The sequence below is a fragment of the Leptolyngbya sp. O-77 genome (assembly GCF_001548395.1).
Lineage (GTDB): Bacteria > Cyanobacteriota > Cyanobacteriia > Elainellales > Elainellaceae > Thermoleptolyngbya.
Map to the genome: position 1 here is coordinate 2836400 of NZ_AP017367.1, position 23060 is coordinate 2859459.

Annotated in this window: 14 protein-coding genes; 5 read left to right on the forward strand and 9 right to left on the reverse strand. The window is 55.4% G+C overall.

From position 1 onward, the window contains the following. Window positions 1–250: 250 nt before the first annotated feature. Window positions 251–1555, reverse strand: coding sequence for an alkaline phosphatase (locus tag O77CONTIG1_RS12070; RefSeq protein WP_197673178.1), 1305 nt, complete (start codon window positions 1553–1555; stop codon window positions 251–253). 46 nt (window positions 1556–1601) lie between these two features. Between O77CONTIG1_RS12070 and O77CONTIG1_RS23530 the strand changes: the two genes are divergently transcribed. After that, window positions 1602–2365, forward strand: a protein-coding gene (locus tag O77CONTIG1_RS23530) for an IS5 family transposase (RefSeq protein WP_410503463.1) whose coding sequence is annotated in 2 segments (ribosomal slippage) — window positions 1602–1932 and window positions 1932–2365 — 765 coding nt in all. Because the reading frame shifts where the segments join, the coding sequence is not laid out codon by codon here. On the opposite strand, the gene O77CONTIG1_RS12085 is transcribed toward O77CONTIG1_RS23530, so the two are convergent. Next, complete coding sequence (locus O77CONTIG1_RS12085) at window positions 2332–4443, reverse strand: alkaline phosphatase (RefSeq protein ID WP_197673180.1); 2112 nt, start codon at window positions 4441–4443, stop codon at window positions 2332–2334. The genes O77CONTIG1_RS23530 and O77CONTIG1_RS12085 overlap by 34 nt on opposite strands. Window positions 4444–6107: 1664 nt before the next feature. Between O77CONTIG1_RS12085 and O77CONTIG1_RS12100 the strand changes: the two genes are divergently transcribed. Then, window positions 6108–10085: a magnesium chelatase subunit H gene (locus O77CONTIG1_RS12100; protein ID WP_068510900.1), complete on the forward strand. Its 3978-nt coding sequence runs from the start codon at window positions 6108–6110 to the stop codon at window positions 10083–10085. 170 nt (window positions 10086–10255) lie between these two features. Here the strand turns inward: O77CONTIG1_RS12100 and O77CONTIG1_RS12105 are convergent, their stop codons facing one another. After that, a complete protein-coding gene (locus tag O77CONTIG1_RS12105; protein WP_068510903.1) occupies window positions 10256–11935 on the reverse strand; it encodes a hypothetical protein in 1680 nt (559 codons plus the stop codon). Between the two features lie 19 nt (window positions 11936–11954). Next, window positions 11955–12107: a hypothetical protein gene (locus O77CONTIG1_RS25195; protein ID WP_172799677.1), complete on the reverse strand. Its 153-nt coding sequence runs from the start codon at window positions 12105–12107 to the stop codon at window positions 11955–11957. Window positions 12108–12422: 315 nt separating this feature from the next. Here O77CONTIG1_RS25195 and O77CONTIG1_RS12110 point away from each other — a divergent pair, with 315 nt between their 5' ends. Together O77CONTIG1_RS12110 and msrP are read left to right on the forward strand one after the other, a co-directional pair. After that, window positions 12423–12833, forward strand: coding sequence for a hypothetical protein (locus tag O77CONTIG1_RS12110; RefSeq protein ID WP_156435200.1), 411 nt, complete (start codon window positions 12423–12425; stop codon window positions 12831–12833). A 299-nt stretch (window positions 12834–13132) separates the two neighbouring features. After that, window positions 13133–14113: a protein-methionine-sulfoxide reductase catalytic subunit MsrP gene (gene msrP, locus O77CONTIG1_RS12115; RefSeq protein WP_068510907.1), complete on the forward strand. Its 981-nt coding sequence runs from the start codon at window positions 13133–13135 to the stop codon at window positions 14111–14113. Between the two features lie 67 nt (window positions 14114–14180). On the opposite strand, the gene O77CONTIG1_RS12120 is transcribed toward msrP, so the two are convergent. The 4 genes from O77CONTIG1_RS12120 to gvpA form a co-directional block, all read right to left on the reverse strand. After that, window positions 14181–14513: a gas vesicle protein gene (locus O77CONTIG1_RS12120; RefSeq protein WP_068510909.1), complete on the reverse strand. Its 333-nt coding sequence runs from the start codon at window positions 14511–14513 to the stop codon at window positions 14181–14183. Window positions 14514–14697: 184 nt separating this feature from the next. After that, the gene (gvpN, locus tag O77CONTIG1_RS12125) at window positions 14698–16011 is read right to left on the reverse strand and encodes a gas vesicle protein GvpN (protein ID WP_068510912.1); all 1314 of its coding nucleotides are present in this window, start codon (window positions 16009–16011) and stop codon (window positions 14698–14700) included. A 66-nt stretch (window positions 16012–16077) separates the two neighbouring features. Continuing rightward, window positions 16078–17307 carry a hypothetical protein gene (locus O77CONTIG1_RS12130; RefSeq protein ID WP_156435202.1) on the reverse strand — a complete coding sequence of 410 codons (1230 nt, stop codon included), beginning with the start codon at window positions 17305–17307 and terminating at the stop codon, window positions 16078–16080. A 148-nt stretch (window positions 17308–17455) separates the two neighbouring features. After that, on the reverse strand, window positions 17456–17674 hold the full coding sequence (gene gvpA, locus O77CONTIG1_RS12135; RefSeq protein ID WP_068510916.1) for a gas vesicle structural protein GvpA: 219 nt from the start codon (window positions 17672–17674) through the stop codon (window positions 17456–17458). Window positions 17675–18684: 1010 nt separating this feature from the next. On the opposite strand from gvpA, the gene O77CONTIG1_RS12140 reads away from it, so the two are divergent. Then, entirely contained in the window at window positions 18685–21300 is a 2616-nt protein-coding gene (locus O77CONTIG1_RS12140; protein WP_084782563.1) for an adenylate/guanylate cyclase domain-containing protein, read from the forward strand. A 257-nt stretch (window positions 21301–21557) separates the two neighbouring features. Here O77CONTIG1_RS12140 and glnA read toward each other — a convergent pair whose 3' ends face one another. Beyond that, entirely contained in the window at window positions 21558–22976 is a 1419-nt protein-coding gene (gene glnA, locus O77CONTIG1_RS12145) for a type I glutamate--ammonia ligase (protein WP_068510918.1), read from the reverse strand. Window positions 22977–23060: the final 84 nt, after the last annotated feature.

Consider the following 23060-nt stretch of genomic DNA (forward strand, 5'->3'; position numbering starts at 1 on the left):
CTGATGGTAATTAATTTTAATTATTAATGGAGATATTAATAGAAATTAAAGGCAAAATTAGCAAGGGCAAAATTAGACAAAGCCCATATTGATAAAAAACGCCCGACCCTTGATCAGCAGAGCTTTCAAACACTCAGCAATTCAGGATCAGGCGTTAATCAAGTGCTGGCTAGTCGTAGCTCAAATTCGCGCTATGAAATCATCTTCATCCTTCGGAATAGCAGCGTCTACCCAGCAGCATTGTCCAACATTATCCAACATTGACAAATGAATGAGCACAGAAGCTGTTGGCATCAACCCCATTAACCACTGCCAAAATTTCTTCATCCAGCGCAATCAGGGTTGCAGATCCGCTTTGGGCGATGAACAAGTCTGAGAAGCTCAGCCCTCCGGCTAGCCCGATCTTGTCGCGCCCAATATGGAAGTCCAAAATTGTGTCAGTGCCCTGGCCCGCCGCCAACACAAAGGTGTTGATGCCGCTGCCGCCAGAGAAGTTATCGCCGATGAGCGTGTCGTTGCCGAGTCCGCCCCACAGCAGGTCGTCGCCATCGTCGCCAATCAGCAGGTCATCGCCCGCTTCGCCATAGAGCATATCATTGCCCGCCTTACCAAGGAGGCGATCGTTCCCAGCGCCGCCGTAGAGGATGTCGTCCCCGCCTGGCTCACCATTTTGGGCATCACTGACGTTGCGATCGCCCCGCATCAGGTCGTCTCCTGCCCCACCGTACAGGATATCGTTGCCCAGACCCCCTGCTACAGTGTCGTCGCCGCCAAAGGCCACAATCACATCGCGCCCATCGCCGCCGACCAGCTCATCCGCATTGTTGGTGCCGTCTTGATAGTCGGGTAAAGAATCCATGCCAAACAGCGTTTTGTACATGATCTGGTAAATCTCGGTGTTGTCCACCGTCGAATTCAGCAGATCAGCATTCATACCGTAGGTTTTCGCTACCACACTGCCCGAAAAGTCAGTCAAGCCTGCCCAAGCGGTCACAAAGTTCCCCATCTCACCGTCCAGGCTGGGCTTAGCCTTGAACGTAGTCAGTGGGGTCACGCGTCCTTCGCTGCCATCCACTGGGTTCTGGAAGGTGCGGCTGTCGGTGGGGTTGGTGGGCAGGGTCAGGGCTGTATTAATGGTGTCGGGTAGGGCCGGCGCAAAGGGAGTCGGCTGCCACACCTGAATACCACCCGCTTCGCTGTCGGCGGCCGTAATCAGCAGCGTGTTGGGGTCTGTATTGCGGATAAACTCCATCGCTACGCCGAGGGCGGCATCAGCTCGCAGGGTTGCATCCAGCACGCCCCGCGAGTTGTTGTTGTTGCCAAGGTTGTCGGTGCCCTCTTCCTCGGCCACCACCATAAATCCGTTGGGGTTTGCTGCCAAAATGGGCAATGCTGCCGCCAGCATTTCGGCAATTGTGGGTGGATCGGTCGGCGTGCCGTCGGGCAAAAACTGGCCGTAGTTATCCAGCCCAAGGGATTTATTGAGTTCTTCGGGGCGATCGTTGTAGGTATCCTCGGCAGCGAAAATGCCCAAAACCTTGCTAGGGAGTGTCATCAATTAGATAAGCTGTAATCAGCAGTGATTCAGCTATCTGACGATTATGACAACCCGACGCTACGCCCTGCGCGATGACCAATGGGAACGGCTCCAAGATTTGCTCCCTGGACGAGCGGGGGCGGTAGGAGTCACAGCAAAGGATAATCGTCTGTTTGTCGAGGCAGTGCTATATCGATATCGAGCCGGCATTCCCTGGCGAGACTTGCCAGAGCGGTTTGGTCATTTTCGCAAGGTTCACACCCGCTTTCGGCGCTGGGCAAAGACGGGCGTATGGCAACGGGTGTTTCAGGTGCTGTCTGAAGATGCAGACAACGAATACGCCATGATCGACACCACGATTGTGCGTGCTCATCAGCATAGTGCTGGGGCAAAGGGGGGGATGCCAATGCCCAAGCCATTGGTCGTAGTAAAGGGGGATTGAGCACCAAGATTCATGCGACTGTCGATGCACTGGGCAATCCGACAGGCTTTCACCTCACACCCGGGCAGGTCTGTGACCTTGATGGGGCTGATGTGCTGCTAGAGAATATTCAAGCTGATACAGTCCTGGCTGACAAAGGATATGACGCAGACCAACGGGTGATTGAGCGACTCCAACAACAGGGCAAGACGGCTGTGATTCCGCCCAAGCGAAACCGCAAGACACCGCGTGATTACGACAAGGAGCTATACAAAGCGCGGCATCTGATTGAGAACTTCTTTGCCAAACTCAAGCAGTATCGAGCGATTGCGACACGCTATGACAAGTTAGCCGAGACGTTTCTGAGTGCAATTTACATGGCGGCTGCCCTTATTTGGCTTAATTGATGACACGCCCTAGTGCCTGCGGGCAGGTTTTGCAACTCGGCTTTGGTATAAATCACCGTATAGCCCGCTGCCTTGGCCTCTTCGATGAGGTTGCGGCCATCGGTGCGAATGCCTGCTTCCCCAAAGCGGCCCACAGTGCCTGCTGGCAAATAGTGGATTTCGCCGCCACCCAGGATGATGTCTACGCCCGACTCTAGCACCTGTGCCGTAATGGTGGTTACGTCTCCCCGGTTTTGCACTTCTGCCAGGAATGCACCTGTCCCTGGCTCGGCAATAAAGCCAGAGTTGATGACAGCGGTGGACTTCCCTGCGGCGATCGCCTCTTCCAGAATCGTTACACCGCGCTTGCCCGACCGCGACACCACTGGCTCCCCAAACTCATCCAGGCCAAAAGAACCCGCCTGCGCCTTCACCCCAGTGGCATGGGTGACTGCGCCCGCATTGGATGTGCCCACAATCTGATCCCTCATGTGCCCCAGGTAGACCCCAGAGTTTGACATCAGGTCATAGTTCAGCCGACCATCTGGCCCCTGAGACACAAAGCGAGCAAATCCATACATCGACGGACTCGTGCCATCAGGATGGAAGAAAATAACGTTGCCCGTCTCTTTGGTGGGGGCAGGGGCTGGAATCGCCTGCGGCACTGGGCGATCGGGCAAATCTTCGCCAAACAGCGTCTCATACATGACCCGATAGATGTCGGTATTGTCGATCGTTGCTGGCAGCTTATCGGCGTTTAGCCCATGCGCCTTGGTGACAATCGCCCCTGCAAAGTCGGGCGTACCTGCCCAAGCTGCACCAAAGGTGTAGGAGTTGCCGCTGGCAGACGGTTTAGCCACAAATGCCGCCGTCCCCACGCCCCGCTGACCGTCGCCCGGATTCTGGAAGTCGGGGAAGTCGGGCAAGTTCAGCCCCGTCGGGTTGGTGCGGAAGTTGCCCACCGTTGCCCCTGTGTCGTCAATCTGCAAACCGCCTGCATCGCTGTCCGCAGCCGTAATAATCAGCGTATTGGGGTATTTTGCATAAAACTCCTTAGCCACCCCGATTGCTTCATCAGTGCGGATCAGGGCCTCTAGGGTACCTGCGGCGTTGTTGATATTGCCAAAGTTATCGGTTCCTTCCTCTTCTAGAACCGTAAACGACCCATTGGCAAACTTCGGGTTGCGCTCCAAAATCGTCTGGGCAGCCTTGAGCATCTCGCCTACGGTGGGAGCCGTTGGCACATAGGCCGGCGTATTGGTTGCGATCAGATTTTCCTCAACACCGCGCAGGTTTGCCTGGGGCGTGGGAATGTTGTCGTTGAAGGTATCTTCGTTGGCAAAAATTCCCAGTACCTTAAGGACGCTAGGATCTGCGGCAGCGGCTTTGAGCTGCTCCTCGGTATAAACGACGGTATAGCCTAAGCTTTCGGCCAATTCGATCAGGTTGATGCTGGGGCGGATGTTAGAGGCCGTCGAGATAGCATCAAGCTGGGCGGCGGACTGGGCATAGACCGCACCCGCAGGGGGTTCAGTGCCCGCAGGCAAATAATTGACCAAACCGCCACCCAAAATTACATCAATCCCCGACTCCACAACCTGCCGGGTAATCTCTGCAAACTGTCCTCTAGGAAACGCCGCAAACCCTTGCGCTCCGTCAGGAACATCCCCTTGCCCCACCTTGGCGGCAAAGGCTCCTGAACCGGGTTCTGCAATCACGCCAGAGTTAATCAGTGCAGTGGCTTTGTTGGCGGCCACTGCCTCCTGCATGATGGTCTGATTTTTGCCAGACAGGGCAGTGAGGTCGATTTCAACAGGGCGGCCGGTGGCTTCGTCAATTACGGGATTGCCGTTTTCGTCGCGCACCAGTTCAAACCCGAAAGATTCGGCATAGACTTTTACCCCTGTGGCGTGGGTCACTGCGCCGCCATTGGAGGTACCCGTGAGCTGGTCTTCCATGTGGCCCAGGTAAATACGGGCCTCGGAGAGGTTGTCCCAGTTGAGGCGGCTGTCGGGGCCGCCTGTGACCAGGCGAGCCATCGTGAAGTGTGCCGGACTCGTGCCATCTGGGTGGATGAAGATAACGTGGTTGCTTGCCATGATTAGCTTAAGAGAGCGGTAGATTGCATGAACAAAACGGACATATCGAAAACTTGGTTGCAGCCTTGTTGCAGTCCTGTTGCAGCCTTTTGTCGAAGCTTCCGGTTCTGCTTTTGCTTTCAGCCTCATGGAAGCCAAATTATTGCAGTCGAAAGTGGCCAGGCTTTTGATAAAAACCTAGTCAAACTATGCGCTCAATTTCTATGGGCTCAGCTTTGATGAGATCAAGCGACCTCCCATTAGAGGGCGATCGCCCCTCACTCAGACAAACCCTCACTCAGACAAAACGTATCAGCCTAGTCAAAAAAGCCCAGGCAAAAGGTATCCAAAAACTCCCGGCTTTCCAGATTCAGCAGAATGCTGAGTATAGTGTTGCAAACGCAAAACCTGACCCAAGAGTAAGCCAGAAGCATTGTGCGTCAAAGGATCTGCAAGAATAAAGGCTTTGCTAGAAATCTCTGACAAGATCAAAGACTCCAGCAAAGATGAAGCAAGATTGCTGAAAACCTGAGAACTAAGGGAGCAGAAAGTATAAATACCTTGCAACTGTTTCGGCAGCAGCCTGGTGCAACAAGTTGACTACAACAAACTGTCACCAACTATCACCAACCACAGAATCCCATCGCAAGGTAAAGGTAGGATTTCAGGAACTTTAAGATTGGTTTTACGGAAGATTAAGCAAACATAACTCGTTGAAAAATTTCAGATAAAATACCGACACCTAAAATACTTGCAGACTTCAAGTAACCGATGAAACAGAGTTGAAAAAGGCACTGAAGGAAAGAGTCAAAGCAGCAAGTCAGTAAAGCGCAAATGGAGCGTTTCTAATGCTCAATATCTAATGCTCACTAATGCTCAACTAATGCTCACTAATGCTCAACTAATGCTCAACTAATGCTCAACAGTGTAAATAGGTTGACCGTTCATAGTGGTGACTTCAGTCGCCCTATCCACCGTTCGTAGTGGTGACTTCGGTATGGTGACTTCAGTCGCTCTATCCACGGCTAGCCCCTTGGAGGCAGACTAAAGGAGCATACTAAAGTCTGCACTACAAAATAGGGGCAGAACTGCCGCCTCAGAGTATTAGAAATATCTTGACTACGGTTATTTCCTAAAGCCATCGGGAGACGCGAGTAGCTGCAAAACTCTAATCTTGCGAGGAGAGTTCTTTAAATTACATCAGCTTTGCTTATAGCAAAAGTTAAAAAGCCTAATTAATTTTTGTTTGCATTTATGAGGAGTAATTACTCTGATTAGTGCTAACCAACGTAAACAAATGTCTCGTCTTGTTTATCAATTTGTATCGCTTGGGGCGTGAAACCTCCATTTGGCAAGCGTTTTCTGGTAAAACGATGGATGTAACGCTTTTTAAGCAGCAACAGTTAAGCGCTCCCAGCGCTGCGAAGCAGTCTAGTGGTGCTGCTGATTCTGTCGTTCTGGATCAAAGCTTTGGAGCCTAGTGCTATGTCACAGCTAGAACTTGGGTTGGTAGTCAGCGCTTTAGCGCTGAAGCGCTGACTACGAGCCGAGGCATCACCCTGAGACTAAACCGTGACACTGCACTAGCTTTTTCTGCGCTTCTAGCTGCGCTTCTAGTACTGCTGTTGCCCTGTTGCCAACATTCAAAGCTGATTGCAAAACCTGTTTGAGAGGAGCCGACCTGCATGTTCACTCACGTCAAGCCCACAGTCAGACACATCGTTCCCGACAACCTCAACGGGCGTGCGCTGATCAAGGTGGTCTATGTCGTGCTAGAGCCGCAATATCAAAGCGCCCTGTCTGCGGCGGTGCGTTCGATTAATGAGAGCAATCCCGACGTGGCAATCGAGATTAGCGGCTACTTGCTAGAAGAGTTACGTAGCACTGAGAACTACGAAGCCCTGCAAAAAGACGTTTCAGAAGCGAATATCTTTATCGGCTCGCTGATCTTCATCGAAGAGCTAGCGGAGAAAGTGGTGGCGGCGGTGCAGCCTGTGCGCGATCGCCTCGATGCTGCGATTGTGTTTCCCTCCATGCCCCAGGTGATGCGGCTGAACAAGCTGGGCAGCTTCTCGATGGCGCAACTGGGGCAGTCCAAAAGCGTCATTGGCGAATTCATGAAAAAGCGTCGCCAGAAGCAGGGCGCAGGCTTTGAAGACGCGATGCTGAAGTTGCTCAACACCCTGCCCAAGGTGCTGAAGTATCTGCCGATGGACAAGGCGCAGGATGCCCGGAACTTTATGCTCAGCTTCCAGTATTGGCTGGGCGGCTCGTCCGAAAACCTGGAAAACTTTCTGCTGATGCTGATCGACCGCTATTGTGACGTGCAGGCGCTAAAGTCTGCCACGCTGCAATATCGCGATCCGGTCACCTATCCCGATATGGGCATCTGGCACCCGCTCGCGCCCCAGATGTTTGAGGATTTGAAAGAATACCTCAACTGGCATAGCTCTCGACGAGACATTGGCGCAGATATGAAAGATCCCCTCGCGCCGACGGTGGGGCTGGTGCTGCAACGGACGCACCTAGTGACAGGCGATGACGCGCACTATGTGGCAATGGTGCAGGAACTTGAAAGCATGGGCGCACGAGTGATTTCCGTGTTCGCAGGCGGACTGGATTTCTCGAAGCCGGTCGATAGCTACTTCTACGACCCGCTGACGAAGCAGCCGATGGTGGACGTGGTGGTATCGCTGACGGGCTTTGCGCTGGTGGGCGGCCCGGCGCGGCAGGATCATCCCAAGGCGATCGAGTCGCTGAAGCGGCTGAATCGTCCCTATATGGTGGCGCTGCCGCTGGTGTTCCAAACGACCGAAGAATGGCAGGATAGCGACTTGGGTCTGCACCCGATTCAGGTGGCGCTGCAAATTGCGATTCCTGAACTGGATGGCGCGATCGAGCCGATTATTGTGTCGGGTCGCGATGGCGCAACGGGCAAGGCGATCGCCCTGCAAGACCGGGTAGAGGCGATCGCCCAGCGGGCTATGAAGTGGGCAAATCTCCGCCGCAAGCCCCGTCTGCAAAAGCGGGTCGCCATCACCGTCTTCAGTTTCCCGCCGGATAAGGGCAATGTGGGTACGGCAGCTTATCTGGATGTATTCGGCTCCATTTACGAAGTGATGAAGGCGCTGAAGACCAATGGCTATGAGGTCGAAGACCTGCCAGAGTCGGCCGAAGCGCTGATGCAGGCAGTGATTCACGATGCCCAGGCGCAGTATGCCAGCCCCGAACTGAACATTGCCTACCGCATGTCGGTTCAGGAATACGAGCAGCTCACGCCCTATTCCACCCGCCTAGAAGCAAGCTGGGGCCCGCCGCCCGGCCACCTAAACACCGACGGTCAAAACCTGCTGGTGTTTGGCAAGTCCTTTGGCAATGTGTTTATCGGCGTGCAGCCCACCTTTGGCTATGAGGGCGACCCCATGCGGCTGCTGTTCTCGCGTTCCGCCAGCCCGCACCACGGCTTTGCCGCCTACTACACCTACCTAGAAAAAATCTGGAAGGCGGACGCGGTGCTGCACTTTGGCACCCACGGATCGCTGGAATTTATGCCAGGTAAGCAGATGGGCATGTCTAGCGAGTGCTATCCCGATAGCCTGATTGGCACGATTCCCAACCTCTACTACTACGCGGCGAATAATCCGTCGGAGGCAACAATCGCCAAGCGGCGCGGCTATGCTGAAACCATCAGCTACCTGACTCCGCCAGCGGAAAATGCGGGGCTATATAAAGGACTGAAGGAACTCAGCGAACTGATCGCGTCTTACCAAACCTTAAAGGATTCGGGACGCGGCGCATCCATCGTCAACGCAGTGGTGGAAAAGTGCCGCCAAGTCAATTTAGATAAGGACATCGTGTTGCCAGATGGCGACGCGGGCGACCTGTCGGCAGAAGACCGCGACACGCTGATTGGCAAGGTCTACATCAAACTGATGGAGATTGAGTCGCGCCTGCTGCCCTGCGGTCTGCACGTCATCGGCAAGCCCCCGACGGCGGAGGAGGCGATCGCCACCCTAGTCAACATTGCCGGACTCGATCGCCCCGAAGACGGCATCAAGAGCCTCCAGCGGATCATTGCCGAAAGCATCGGCCGCGACATGGATGAGGTCTACAAAGGGAGCGATCGCGGTGTCCTCACCGACGTGCAGTTGCTCTACGACATCACCCAGGCAGTTCGCAAAGCCGTCGCCGCAATGGTGCAAGAGCAGATCGACGCAGACGGGCGCGTGTCGCTGGTCACCAAGCTCAACTTCTTCAACCTGGGTAAAAAAGAACCGTGGATCGAAGCGCTGGCAGAAGCGGGCTATCCCAAGGTCAACGCCGAGGATATCAAGCCGCTGTTTGAATATCTGGAGTTCTGCCTGAAACAGATTGTGGCAGACAACGAACTGGGCGCCCTGCTGCAAGCGCTGGAAGGTGAGTATGTCTTGCCTGGCCCCGGCGGCGACCCGATTCGCAATCCCGATGTGCTGCCCACGGGCAAGAACATTCACGCCCTCGATCCACAGTCAATTCCCACGCTGGCAGCAGTGCAGTCGGCCCAGATCGTGGTCGATCGCCTGCTGGCTCGCCAAAAGGCAGATACCGGAGCCTATCCCGAAACCATTGCCTTTGTCCTCTGGGGCACGGACAACATCAAAACCTACGGCGAATCCCTGGCGCAAGTCATGCTACTGGTGGGGGTGCGCCCGGTTCCCGATGCGCTGGGCCGCGTCAATAAGCTAGAGCTAATCCCGCTGGAAGAACTGGGTCGCCCCCGCATTGATGTGGTGGTGAACTGCTCTGGCGTGTTCCGCGATTTGTTCATTAACCAGATGAATCTGCTGGATCGCGCGATTAAAATGGCGGCCGAAGCGGATGAACCCATCGAGATGAACTACGTTCGCAAACATGCGATCGAGCAGGCGAAGGAGTTGGGTGTAGAGTTGCGTCAGGCTGCAACTCGCGTGTTCTCCAACGCATCCGGTTCCTATTCCTCCAACGTGAACCTCGCAGTGGAAAATAGCACCTGGGAAAGCGAGGCCGAGCTTCAGGATATGTACCTGTCGCGCAAGGGCTTCTCGTTCAATTCCGACAATCCGGGCGTAATGGACGATTCGCGTCAGATTTTTGAAACCGCGCTGAAGACGGTGGATGTCACATTCCAAAATCTGGATTCCTCGGAAATCTCGCTGACGGACGTGTCCCACTACTTCGACTCTGACCCGACGAAGGTGGTGTCTCGCCTGCGGAAAGACGGCAAGCAGCCCGCCGCCTATATTGCCGACACGACTACGGCCAACGCTCAGGTGCGAACCCTGTCGGAAACCGTCCGGCTGGATGCCCGCACCAAGCTGCTGAATCCTAAGTGGTATGAGGGAATGCTGTCCCACGGCTATGAGGGCGTGAGGGAACTGTCGAAGCGACTGGTGAACACGATGGGCTGGTCGGCAACGGCGGGCGCGGTGGATAACTGGGTCTACGAAGACGTGAACACCACGTTTATCGAAGACGAGGAAATGCAGAAGCGCCTGCTAAATCTGAACCCCAACTCCTTCCGCAAGATTGTCAGCACGCTGCTGGAGGTCAACGGTCGCGGCTATTGGGAAACGAGTGAGGAAAACCTGGAGCGCCTGCGCCAGCTTTACCAGGAAGTAGAAGACCGCATCGAAGGGATTGAGTAGTCCGTTCTCCGGCGCTACGCCTGCGGTGTGACATAAAATCCCCCCTGCTTCTGGCACAATGCCAACGAGAGGCAGGGGGGTTCCTTAAGAGGTGCGAAAGAGGTGCGATCGCCCGGTTTAAGTCAGATCAACCAAGCGCGATCGCCCTTAGTCCTGGTTAACGCTATCGCCTAACGACGGCGACCGGGTCGGCGGCCACCCTCATCATTGCTGCCACCGCGAGGACGCGAGTTGCCAGGGTCGCAGCCTTCTGGCCCATTGCCAATGCCCTGATTGCAATTACTGCGGCGGCCTCGATGATCATCGTCATCGTCATCATCGTCCCAGTCATAACCCCAATCATCGTCATCCCAGTCATCATCGTCTTCGCAGGCAGCACTACAGTAGCTATAGTTGCCATCGGAACCAATCAGGACGATAGAGCCACTCGACGTGCCGATGCGCTCATATTCCCGAATCAGTTGGGCTACTTCGTATACGGTTGTAGTGCTGACGTTGATAACACTAAAGCTGCTGCCTGGATAAGATAAGAAAGCAGGAGCTAGCGCCGAGCGAAATACGGAAATCGTGCGGCTGACCAGGGAGAAATCGCCCGTCTGGAAGGAGTTGGTATAGGTGCAGGTTATGGGCGGATTGGGCAGATCGCGCACCGCGAACAGGCGCGTGTCGATTCCTTGAGTGCTGGGCAAGAAGGTGACGCGGCTATCCTCATAGCGGCTGCTGCTGATGCGTGTAAAGTAGTCATACACCGTTGCGCCCTGGTCGATAGACCCGTTGCGATCGCTGTCTAGCCCATAGACCGTCCGGACAATCTGCACGTCCGACCGCTGGCTTGGCAGCACCAAGCTTACGGCTGTAAAGTCTGACAACAGTTCAAACTCGCTGTAGCCAATGAACTGGTTTTGCGGCGTGTAGAGGCGCACCACAACGCGATCGCCCCGTCGCAGCCCGCGCACAAACTGCGCCCGCTGGTTCATGCGATAGCGGAAATCTCCCAGCAGTCGCTCCTCTCGATAACCCCGCCGCGTTCTCGACTTCACCGACAGCCGCGCAATCACCTCTGGATACGTGACCTGAGATTGCAAAATCGCCAGACTGAAGCTGCCATGCTCATGATGGCGGCCGTGGCGAGGTTCTGGCCGGGGGCGCGGGCCTCTGGCTTCTCGTGGATCTGGGCGGCGGCTCGGCGGCGTGGGGCGGGGGCGGCCCGGGCCGCGGTCGTTAACGGTTTCGGTAATCACCGTCTCGCGGACAATCACGACCTGACCATTTTCTACCTGTGTAACGGTCGTTTGGGGCAGTGAGGCGTAGGTCTGCGTCGATTCCCAGGAAACTTGCTGGTTGCGACGACCCTGCACGTCGTAGCTGACTCGCGCAATGGAGCGGAATTCCAGCGTGTTCAGGTTGACCGATCGCCCAATCTGAGTCTGCAAATCGCTCCAGCGGATAAATTCTGGCGGCAGCGTGAGCCGACCGCTGGGGCTGGAAATCAGTCGTGCGCCTCGCGTGGTGTAGACTTGCTGCCAGCGGCCGTTGACTCGCGCAAAGATTTGATACACCACGTTGGCATAGGTGGTCACGGGCTTGTCCAATACGTCTAGCTGCAAGACAAGCCCTGCCAGATCCTGGCGACTGTCCAGCACGCGAGCAACGGTGAGTGCCGCATCCCATCCCTGCTGGCGCTGGCTCACGCGCACTGGCGCATCGGAACGGGTTTGAGCTTGCAGCAAGGGGGCGTGCCCGCTTACCATCAGCGTGGCCGACAGTAGGGCGATCGCCAGCCTGCGGGCAGATCCGCGCGTCAGCGCCAGCGCAGGTAGCGAGAGATGAGGCTTGACTGGTTTCGTCATTGTGAAATTCCTTGAGAATTTAGTAAGGTGAACGAACGAAATCGGCCCGGCGATCGCCATCTTGCAATCGATAAACCGACTGGCAAGACAACGGGCGATCGCGAGCGTTAGCAGACTCCCTGTTGAGCGCGGCCATGCTCGACCAGCCTGTTGGCTCAAGGCTGGGAGGCAACCAAACACGCTGCTAAAATCCTCAACGGCTGAAATAGCGGATGCACCAGCAGGCAGCAACCCAGGACAGCACAGAGTCAGGCTTCCCAAAAATCGCTGGAACCACTCATGTCTGCCACCGGGTGCATACGGCCGTCGCCGCTATTTGTTTGCCATGACCACAAACTTTTTTCAAATGTTCCTGACGGATATATGAAGACTGCGTAAACCTCTAGGGGCAAATCTCAAACTTTGGCAAAGCAGTGCTTTTGGGGCTATCGTTTTCTGAGAGTTTTTTTGGAAATCTGCCCATACTAGGGACGGAGTGTTGTCCAGATTGACCCGCCCACATCACCCCGTCACGCCCCGTACAGAAGGCTTGAGAGCGAGTGCCGCCGTGTTGCCGCCAGTCATTGATGAAGGAAATTTTTTTCCGTTCAAGTTTTGGTTTAAGAACAGCATTCAAGACGGGATGTACTATCGCAGCGAGTTGTACTACCGTCTGCAAACGGTCGATGCTCAGCAGCGATCGCGCCTTTATCATTTTGCCTGCCGTCTTGCCCAGCGCGAGGCGGTGGTTGTGACGGCAAGCCAGCGGTCGTGCAGCCTGTGGATCAATCTCCGCAGCAGCCTAGCCCGCGATGATCGGGCGATCGCCCAACTGCTCGATGAATTGGCAGAAGCCTTGGTGCGCACAAACTACATACCACCATCGTTTAATGGGCAATCGCCCTTCGAGCTAGAGTAAGCAATCCCAACTCTGGGGATACCCCAGCTGACTGACAGGACTCGAATCGCTCACCGCTCCAAAGTTGCAAAGAAGCAAAGCTGCAAAGAAGCAGGCTATGCCCCAACCCCGTCCCCTAGAGCAGGAGAGGTTTCGCAGAAAGCTTTCTCTTAGCAAAATATCAGCCCTGCTTCAGCCATTCATGCCAAAATACAAAAAGATTGAGAATTGTTAAGTTTGCTGAGTTTTCTTAGCCCTCTCAACTTTCTTGGCCCTCTCAACGTAAGTCTTCTCAACGTAAGTCTTCTCAACGTAAGTCTATGGCGTTCCTGCATGTGCCTCCCGCATGGCGGCTTTCCGAAAATGCTGTGACCTCCGAAGCGGTATTTCTAAACCGGAGACGGTTTCTAAAAACGATGATTGGCGGCGGCATTGCAATGGCCACGCTGCCGCTGGCAGGTTGTCAAACGGCTCAAGCGCCCATCGCTGAGGAATTGACGGGCACAAAGGTGCTAAGGGCGATCGCCAATCCCACCTTTCAAGATGCTGGCCGTCCCCTCACGGGTGAAGTGCTAGCCGCCACCTACAACAACTTTTACGAGTTCGGCAGCTCCAAAAACATCTGGCAAGCCGCCCAAGCACTGCCCACCGACAACTGGACGTTAGAGGTCACTGGACTCGTCAACAACCCCAAAACTTATGACCAAGACGACCTGCTCACCCGCTTTCCCCTGGAAGAACGAATCTACCGCTTCCGCTGCGTCGAAGCCTGGGCGATGGTCGTGCCGTGGCTTGGTTTTCCCATGAACGCCCTGCTGCAAGACGTAGACCCCAAATCTTCGGCAAAATTCGTCCGCTTCACGTCCTACTTTGACCCCGCTATTACCAAAGGGCCCAGCTTCCCGCCTGCCCGCTTCCTGCCCTTCCCCTACACCGAGGGCCTGCGGATCGAGGAAATGGCCAACGACCTCGCCTTCTTTGCCGTCGGCATCTACGGACACACGCTACCCAAGCAACACGGCGCACCGATCCGCATGGTCGTCCCGTGGAAATATGGCTTCAAGGGCGCAAAATCCCTCGTCAAAATCGAGTTTCTGGACACACAGCCCGCGACTTACTGGAACACCCTCAGCCCCAATGAATACAAGTTTGAGGCAAATGTAGAGCCAGACGTGCCCCATCCCCGCTGGTCGCAGGCCAAAGAGCGGCTGATCGGGCCTGGCAATCAGTATTCCTGGGAAGAAGTGCCGACGCTACCCTACAACGGCTACGGCGAGTTTGTGGCTAGCCTTTACACCTGAGCCGAGCCGCATGAGCCGAGCCGCAGGATCAGGATTGCATAAGCAGAGGTGGCTAGAGGCTGGCTTATCAAACACTGGCAGGGCGGAGCGATCGCAGTTCAGTCTCTAGGCTGGCAATCCGGGCTTCGAGCTGCTGGTTGGTTTCCAACAATTTCTGCGACTGGCTGCTGAGGAACGGATCGCTCTCCCACCAGTTGATGCCAATTTCCTTTGCTTTGTCCACTGAGGAAATCAGCAGGCGAATGCGAATGCTAAGCAGTTCCGTAGAACCTACGGAAACTGAAATGTCACCTGCAATCACGATTCCTTTATCCAGCACGCGCTCCAGCACATCTGCCAGCGTCGAACCTTGGGTGACGGTGGGAACAGTACGGGTTGGTTGAGCAGTTGAATACGGCATAGTGGGGGTAAGGGTTAAAGGGGCAAGAGCCGTTGAGGGCGGGGTTTCGGGTTTCAGGAATCTGGCTTGTTTGTTCTCAGGTTGGTTCGTGTCAGTGTTGCAAAGCCCTACTCGCAAAGCCCTATACTTGAAACCTCATCTCTAGAGTTAAGTGAATTAAGCATTGAATTAAGCATTCAGCAAATTAAGCGCGTTCTCCCTCGCAGACGCGATAAGTATTGGCTCGACCAGATCCGCCTCGATTAGTGACCAACCCCTTGTCTCGCAGAGCGTTGAGGGCGTTGATCGTCTGGAATCGCGTGATGCCGAGGGCAGTTTCGATTTCTGAGGGGCGCACATCGGGATGGCGCTGAAGATACTCGAAGATCTCGCGTTCGTAGGGGACAGCAGAGGATTCAGACTCCGCTGCGGGTTCGGCTGCGGGTTTGGCTGCGGGTTTGGCTGCGGGGTCGTCTGCGGGTGCGGCTGCCGCAGCGTCAGTGGGAGAGAGGGGGAGGGGGTTGAGCGGCAGGCGGACTTGGGTTTCGGACTGGGGGGCGATCGCCGTTTGCGAGTCTGGCTCTACTTCGGTAACGCGGAGATCCACAGAAGAGCGGGCGGCATCTGTATTCAGCCGAATCATCTCATTGAAGGTGTCCCACAAAATTTGGGTGGCTTCGGAGAGCGATCGCCCCCCTGCGCGAGACAGCAGCACGTCTTGGCAAATATCGCGGAATTCCGCGTTTTCCGGTGTGGCGATGATCTCATGCTCCTGGCAGATCTTCGCCAGGATTAGGCAAGACCGCAGTCCCGACGAGGTTTCTGCACCCGTCTTGGTGCGAAACATCCGCACCAGTTGCACAATAATGCTGGCGCTCTCGCGGTCGATGCCCGTTTTTTGCACTGCGATTTCCTGCTGCGTCAGCTCATCCGGTTCCGGCATGTTAATCGTCACCAGGCGATCGAGCAGTGCGTCTTGCGTTGCATGAACGCCGCAATACTCCTCTGGGTTTGAGGTGAAAATAGCGCGAAACTGGGGATGCACACGGATATACTCCGTGCGGCTGTGGCTGGGCGGCAGCACCAGCAGCTTTTCCTCCAGCGCCGACAGCAGTACGTTGTTCACCTCTGGGCGCGATCGGTTGAACTCGTCATAGACCAGCGTGAACCCTTCGCGGCAGGCCAGCGTCAGGCGGGCATCCACCCAGTTCTGCCGCAGTTCGTCTTCTACCTTCACTACGCTGTGGATGAAGTTGTCTACAACTTTTTTGCGGGTATAGCCCGCCTGATTGCCGATCAGGTCAGAGGTCTTGAACTCATCATCGCCAAACAGCAGCATGATCGGCCGCGCAATCATGTCTGCCAAGTGTAGCGCCAGGGTCGTCTTGCCCGTGCCCGCCGGGCCGCGCAGATGGACAGAAAAGCCCGATTGTAAATAGCGCAGGGCGCGAGTGGCAATCCGTTCGACAGCAGGCGTGCTGACAAATCGGCGGGGGCTGGCGCGAAGAACGGTAGTCACGGGTGGTTATCCTCTTTCTGTGAAATGGGTTATGAAATGGGCTTGCTTAGGGGTTGAGGTTAGGAATCAGACTTGCTCTTGAGCGAGGTAGAGGCGATCGCGCTGCACGATCAGCCCTTTCTTGATCAGCGATCGCAGCGTATCGACAGCCTGGAATCGGTTCATGCCGAGGGCAGATTCAATGTCCGTCAGCTTGGCCCCGTTGGACGACTTCACATAGTCATAGGTGGCCTGTTCCAGAGAAACTGCATCTTTAGCGGCGGGCTGGCTACCGTTGCGGGTGGGCGCAGCGGGCGCAACCGTTACCCCTGGCACGGGCGCTGGCACGGGCACGGCAGGCTGACTGTCAAGCGCGACGGCGGCGACGGCTACGGGGGCTGCCGAGGGCTTGAAACCACGGGCGGGCGGTCTACTCGCGGGTGGTTTAGCTGACTTGGCAGGCGACAATCTGAGGCGGGCCACCGTGCGCGGGCGGGCGGCAGATGCGTTTGCAGTCGGGGACGGCGCGGGCGTTTCCGCAGCAGGCGTTACCGAGGGAATCGCTTTGGCAGCGGGCTTTGCTGAGGTGGCCGATGCGGCTGGGGCTGGGGGAGTTGCGGCGGCGGATTTGCCCCAGACTTGCTGCTGCAACTGGGCCCGAAACTGGCGAAGCTCAGCCCGAAATACGCCCAACCGCTGCATCAGGTCTGCGGATTCGGATCGACGCTTGGCGCGGCTTTCGTTCAGCAAAGCTTGCACGTTCTGGGCCCGCTCCTGACGCGCCTGCGCCAGATCACCCAAATATTGCTGCACATCCGCTTGCAGGGTTTCGACAAATTCGGTCAATGTTGCTACCCGCTCAGCGTGCATTGACTGCAAGTCTGCCCGCGCTTCGGCCCGCAGCATGGCCACATCTGTCGCCAGTGCGCCCAGGTCTTGCTGATGGCTGGCCCGCAGCGCAGCAACCGATTCGCGGAGTTCGTGATGAAACTGGTCTAGCTCTTGGAAAATCTGTTGCGACAAGAGCGATCGCTCTGCGGCGGTAATGTCGAGAAATTGAGCGGTTTGCGTCTGCAACTGTTGTCGAAACGCAGCCAACTGCGCCATTTGCTCCGCAGCCTGAAGCTGGCGCTGCTGAGCGAGGTCGGCGAGCTGGGCCTGAGTCACCTGCTGAAGCTGGTTACAAAACTCAGCGCGATCGCGACGAAGCTGGGCGGAAACAGCCTGACGCATCTGGCGAAAGGTTTCCAGTAAAATTTCAACCGCTTGCTGTCGCTGCTGCCTCTCGGCCTCCCATTGGTCTTTCAGAGCAACCACAAGATAACCTCCGAATGATGCGGAAAGAGAAGCGGGGAGCCACAAGACTCCCCCAAAGAACTCCTGCTAGGTGGTGGTGCAAGCCTGCGAAGACCTGACTGCCACAGGAGTTGGAATGGACGCACCCAGCCAGGATAAAGCTCAGCCTCTAGGCAGCGGGGACAGCGGCTTGGGTGGTCAGACCCACGGCTTCGGCGTACTTCAGGTAGGTTTCGACGGAGGCGATCACCACGCGGGCTTCGACGGCCAGCAGCTCGATACCCACCAAAGACACGCGAACCCAAGCATCAACCACGATCCCTTTGTCCAGGATGCGATCGACCACTTCAGCCAAGCTAGAGGAAGAATTCACTTTTTCAACTGCCATGATTAGTCACCTACAGATACTTGAGTGGATGAGAATTGAATCTGCCTGTTTTCCCCAAATGCGGGACAGAGGCATCGGTTTCTTCGTACAGCATAGAGAGTGAAAATTGAAACGCTCCCAGCAAAATTGCGGAAAGTGCTTAAAATTTTCAGTCCGCGTTTGTGATGCGGCAAAGTTCTGCTCCAGCCCAATCGAAGTGACTCCGGAAGACCCTTCATCAGACAGAATTTCCAACCCAGCGCAGGAGCTGAATAGCTTGCAGCCTTGCACTAGGTCAAGATGTTTCTATCGTTCCCAGCCAATGTTCATGACTAACAAGCGATCGCAAAATATCAGGAAAGGGCGATCGCCAAAGTGACTCAATTTCCTTCAGAAGCTCGATTCCAACACTTCTGTGGACTGCTCGTCAAATATGAAGCTTTGCTTTAAAGGTTCCTCTCTGGACTGAAATATCGATTCTTTTCAATGGTTGGCTTAGTCAGGATTAACGCCCTAAATGCAGCATTGGAATGATCCTGAAAAAGAGCTTAAATAAGCAAAAATACAATCGCTTTTCATTGAGAAATACAATACTTGGATATTCTTTTTCGGCTGGCTATTTCTGTCTAAAAGACTCTGAAATGATTCCGTGTGATTACGGAATCAAGGGTTTATAAAACGTCATTTTCACCAGACTTAATAACAAAAACTGTGATTGAAATTCGATCAGCCGCATGACCAGATTGAGCCAGTTCCAGATTCTTGCATCTTTTTAGGCTGGCCACGCCCCCATCTTAGGAGACAGGTTGCTGACAAACGATGTAATTCCGCTAGGGGCAAGCCTTTATGGGTATCGCCCACCTGCAATCTGCAAGGGGATCGGTTAGGCTGGAATAGGGGCATCTCATGCGTTATTACCGTTTGTTTTGATCTACTTCCATCAAGTCCTGGAAGAAACCATGAGCAACTCTGCCCAGGACGGCTTTTCCAGACGGCTTTTACAAATGCGTTGCCCCTAAGCATTGAAGTCTATGGCGGATTTCTCCTCATCTGTCTCCCCTTCTGATAGTCTGCTGGCCCGCCTTATTCAACCTGACCTGACGCGCCATGTCGAATCTCTGTCGGACGACCAGTTTACCCAACTGCTCCAGCAGCTAACGCAAGAGTTTCAGCACTATCTGCGGGCGATCGCCCTGATTAACAACGATGCCCTCGAAACGCTGCTGGAGCAAGTCCTAGAAGCGATCACCTTGAAGGTGGGGCAGGTGTTGCAGGCGGAGCGCACCACAATTTTTCTGGTGGACGTGGAGAAGGCGCAACTCTGGTCCAAGGTCGCCCAGGGCGACTGTTTCCAGGCGAACTCAGAGGGCGATCGCACGATCGAAATCCGCCTGCCGCTCAATGAAGGCATTGCGGGCTATGTTGCCACGACAGGCAAAAGCCTAAATATTTCTGATGCTTACCAGCATCCGCTGTTTAACCCCAGCATCGATCGGCAGACGGGCTACCGCACACGCAATATCTTGTGTATGCCGATTTTCGACACGCAGGATCAGGTGGTGGCGATCGCCCAACTGCTGAATAAGCGCGGGGTTCAGCCCTTCGACCCACAGGACGAAGCCCATTTTCGCAACTTTGCTCACTCCATTGGGGTGATTTTGGAAAGCTGCAATTCGTTTTACATGGCAGCACGAAACCAGCGCGGCGCGGCGGCTCTACTCAATGCCACCACGCTGCTAGCCAAGAGCTTGGATCTAGAAAAAACCCTCCAGGCGGTAATGGACGAAGCCCGCAAGCTGATGCAGGCCGACCGCAGCACGCTGTTTTTGCTGGATCGCGATCGCCAAGATCTCTGGTCCAAAGTGCCCACCGCCGACCGCAAACAACTGCTCGAAATTCGCATTCCCATGAACCGGGGCATCGTCGGCTTTGTTGCCAGCACCGGGCAGGTCGTTAATGTTGAGAACGCCTACGAAGACCCCCGCTTTGACCCCACCACCGATCGCCAGACGGGCTACAAAACCCGCACCATCCTCTCCATGCCCGTGTTCAACTCGGAGGGCAAGCTGATCGGTGTCACGCAGCTCATCAATAAATATCAGGGCAGCTTTACCCGTTCCGACGAAGAGTTTATGCAGGCATTCAATATTCAGGCGGGCATCGCGCTGGAAAACGCCCAACTGTTTGAGCGGGTGCTGCTGGAAAAGCAATACCAAAAAGACATCCTGCAAAGCCTGTCCGACGCGGTGATTTCCACGGACTTGCAGGGCAATGTTGTGACCATTAACGACGCGGCACTGGCGCTGTTGGGATGCCCAATTGGCGATGCCAGTGCTGAGGCAGATCTATGGCGCGAGCATCTGCTGCATCGCCCCGTGTGGGAGGTAATTCCCATCGACAATCTGCGATTGCGCCTGCAAGACAGCCTGAAATGTGGCGCTCGCCACTATGTTCCCGAACAAAGCCTAGAGGTGGGGCTATTGGAACTCCCTGAGGATGCGCCGCTTGACCCGACGGTTTCTCCCGCTCTCTCGCTGCCGCCGGGCCTTACCCATGCCCTGGTGGTGGGCGATCGCCAAATCCCAGACCAATATCTGCTGTGGAACAATCCCGCCACGCCGCTCACACCCACGGCCGCAGGACTTGGCGTGGTGCCCTCGATCCGCCCCATCGAACATAGCGTCAACCTGACGGTGAACCCGCTCACCAATCCCGACGGCAAAGTGCTGGGTGGATTGGTGGTGCTAGAAGACATTAGCCAGGAAAAGCGGATGAAGGCCACTATGTATCGCTATATGACACCGCGCGTGGCGGAACGAGTCATGGCGCTGGGCGACGATGCGCTGATGGTGGGCGAACGCAAGGACGTGACGATTCTGTTTTCCGATATTCGCGGCTACACCTCGCTGACGGAAAAGATGGAGGCGGCGGACGTGGTGACGCTGCTCAACGACTATTTTGAGACGATGGTGGAGGCGGTATTTACCTTTGAGGGCACGTTGGACAAGTTCATCGGTGACGCGCTGATGGCTGTGTTTGGTGCGCCCCTGCCCCTGCCCAATCATCCCTGGATGGCGGTGCAATCGGCGCTCGACATGCGACGGCGGCTGAAGGAATTTAACGAACACCGCCGTCTGGCAAACCAGCCCATCATCCGCATTGGCATCGGCATTAGCTCTGGCGAAGTGGTTTCCGGCAACATCGGCTCCCAAAAGCGGATGGACTATACCGTGATTGGCGATGGCGTGGACATTAGCGCCCGACTGGAAGGCGTGACCAAAGAATACGGCTGCGACATTATCCTCAGCGAGTATACCTACAAGCTCTGCCGCGATCAGGTGTGGGTGCGGGAACTCGACCGTATTCGCGTCAAGGGCAAGACGATCCCAATCAATATCTACGAGCTAATTGGCGATCGCACGCAACCCCTCCCGCCAGAGACCGCCGCGTTTCTAGAACACTACGCCGCCGGCCGCGTTGCCTACAACCATTTGCGGTTTTACGAGGCATTGCAGCACTTTGAACAGGCACAGGAGATAAAACCGGGCGATCGCGCGGTTCAGGTTCACCTAGAAAGGGCCCGCGAGTTTCTGCTCACCCCACCCGCCGATAGCTGGGATGGCGTTCACACCATGACCACAAAGTGAGGGGTGAAGTATCCAAAGAGCAGAAAAAATCTAAAAGGCAGAAAAAATAAAAGCGCCGCATAACTCCATTGGTTACACAGCGCTTTCGTGACTCAAAACATCAGGAACAGTCAGGGTGCAACTTCACAAAACCGCAAGCTGCTTCTAATATTGGCTCCTATTGGCTCCTATTGGCTCCTATTGGCTCCTATTGGCTCCTATTGGCTCCTATTGGCTCCTATTGGCTCCCATTAGCTCCTGTTCTCTGAACTCCGACCCTAGCAATCGTAGTAGAGCGAGAACTCGTAGGGGTGCGGACGCAGACGCATCGGGTTCACTTCGTTATCCAGCTTGTACTGAATCCAGGTATTGATCAGGTCTTCCGTAAAGACACCGCCCGTGGTCAGAAACTCATGATCCTTCTCCAGGCATTCCAGCGCATCTTCTAGAGAACCGGGGGTTGAAGGAATCTTCGCCAGTTCTTCCGGGCTGAGGTCATAGATGTCCACATCCAGCGGTTCGCCAGGGTCGATCTGGTTCTTGATGCCGTCGATGCCCGCACAGAGCATGGCTGCAAAGGCGAGGTAGGGGTTAGACGTTGCGTCGGGGCAGCGGAACTCCAGACGCTTTGCCTTAGGATTGGAACCCGACAGCGGAATCCGCACCGAGGCAGAGCGGTTGCCCTGTGAATAAGCCAGGTTTACCGGAGCCTCAAAACCAGGCACCAGACGCTTGTAGGAGTTCGTCGTCGGGTTGGTGAAGGCCAACAGCGCCGGGGCATGCTTTAGAATTCCGCCGATATACCACAGCGCCATCTGGCTCAGCCCTGCATAGCCGTCGCCTGCAAACAAGGGCTGTCCGTCCTTCCAGATAGACTGGTGAGTGTGCATCCCGGAGCCATTGTCGTTAAACACAGGCTTGGGCATAAAGGTAACGGTCTTGCCATACTTCCGGGCAACGTTCTTGATGACGTACTTGTAAATCATCAGGTTGTCGGCAGACTGAACCAGCGTGTCAAAGCGAATGCCCAACTCGCACTGGCCGCCTGTGGCCACCTCGTGGTGATGCTTTTCGATGGGTACGCCGCACTTGGCCATGGTTAGCAGCATTTCGCTCCGCATGTCCTGCGAAGTGTCGGTCGGCGCAACGGGGAAGTAGCCTTCTTTATAGCGGGGCTTGTAGCCCAGGTTGCCGCCCTCTTCTTTGCGGCCAGAGTTCCAGCGACCTTCGATCGAGTCTACGTAGTAGTAGCCTTCGTGCTGGTTTTGGTCGAAGCGCACATCGTCGAAGATGAAGAACTCGGCCTCTGGGCCAAAGAAGGCAGTGTCGCCAATGCCTGTGGCAGTGAGATAGTCGATCGCCTTTTGAGCGATGACGCGGGGGCAGCGAGAGTAAGGTTCACCCGTGCGGGGTTCTTTGATGCTGCAAATGACGCTCAGCGTCGGTTCTGCCATGAAGGGGTCGATCCAAGCGGTGTTGGGATCGAGCACCATGCTCATGTCCGACTCGTTGATCGCCTTCCAACCCCGGATGCTGGAACCGTCGAAGGCGACCCCATCGGTAAAGCTGCTTTCGTCGATCTGGTTCTCGTATACAGTCAAGTGCTGCCAGATGCCGGGCAGGTCGATAAACTTAAGGTCAATCAGCTTAATGCCTTGGTCTTTGATTCGGCTTAAGACTTCTTGGGGGGTCGTCATGAACTACTCCTTCAGTGATTTGAGCCATCTCGACTCGGATGTTGTTTAGCAGTGAGACTGGTGTGCGATCGCCAAGTGCCTGAC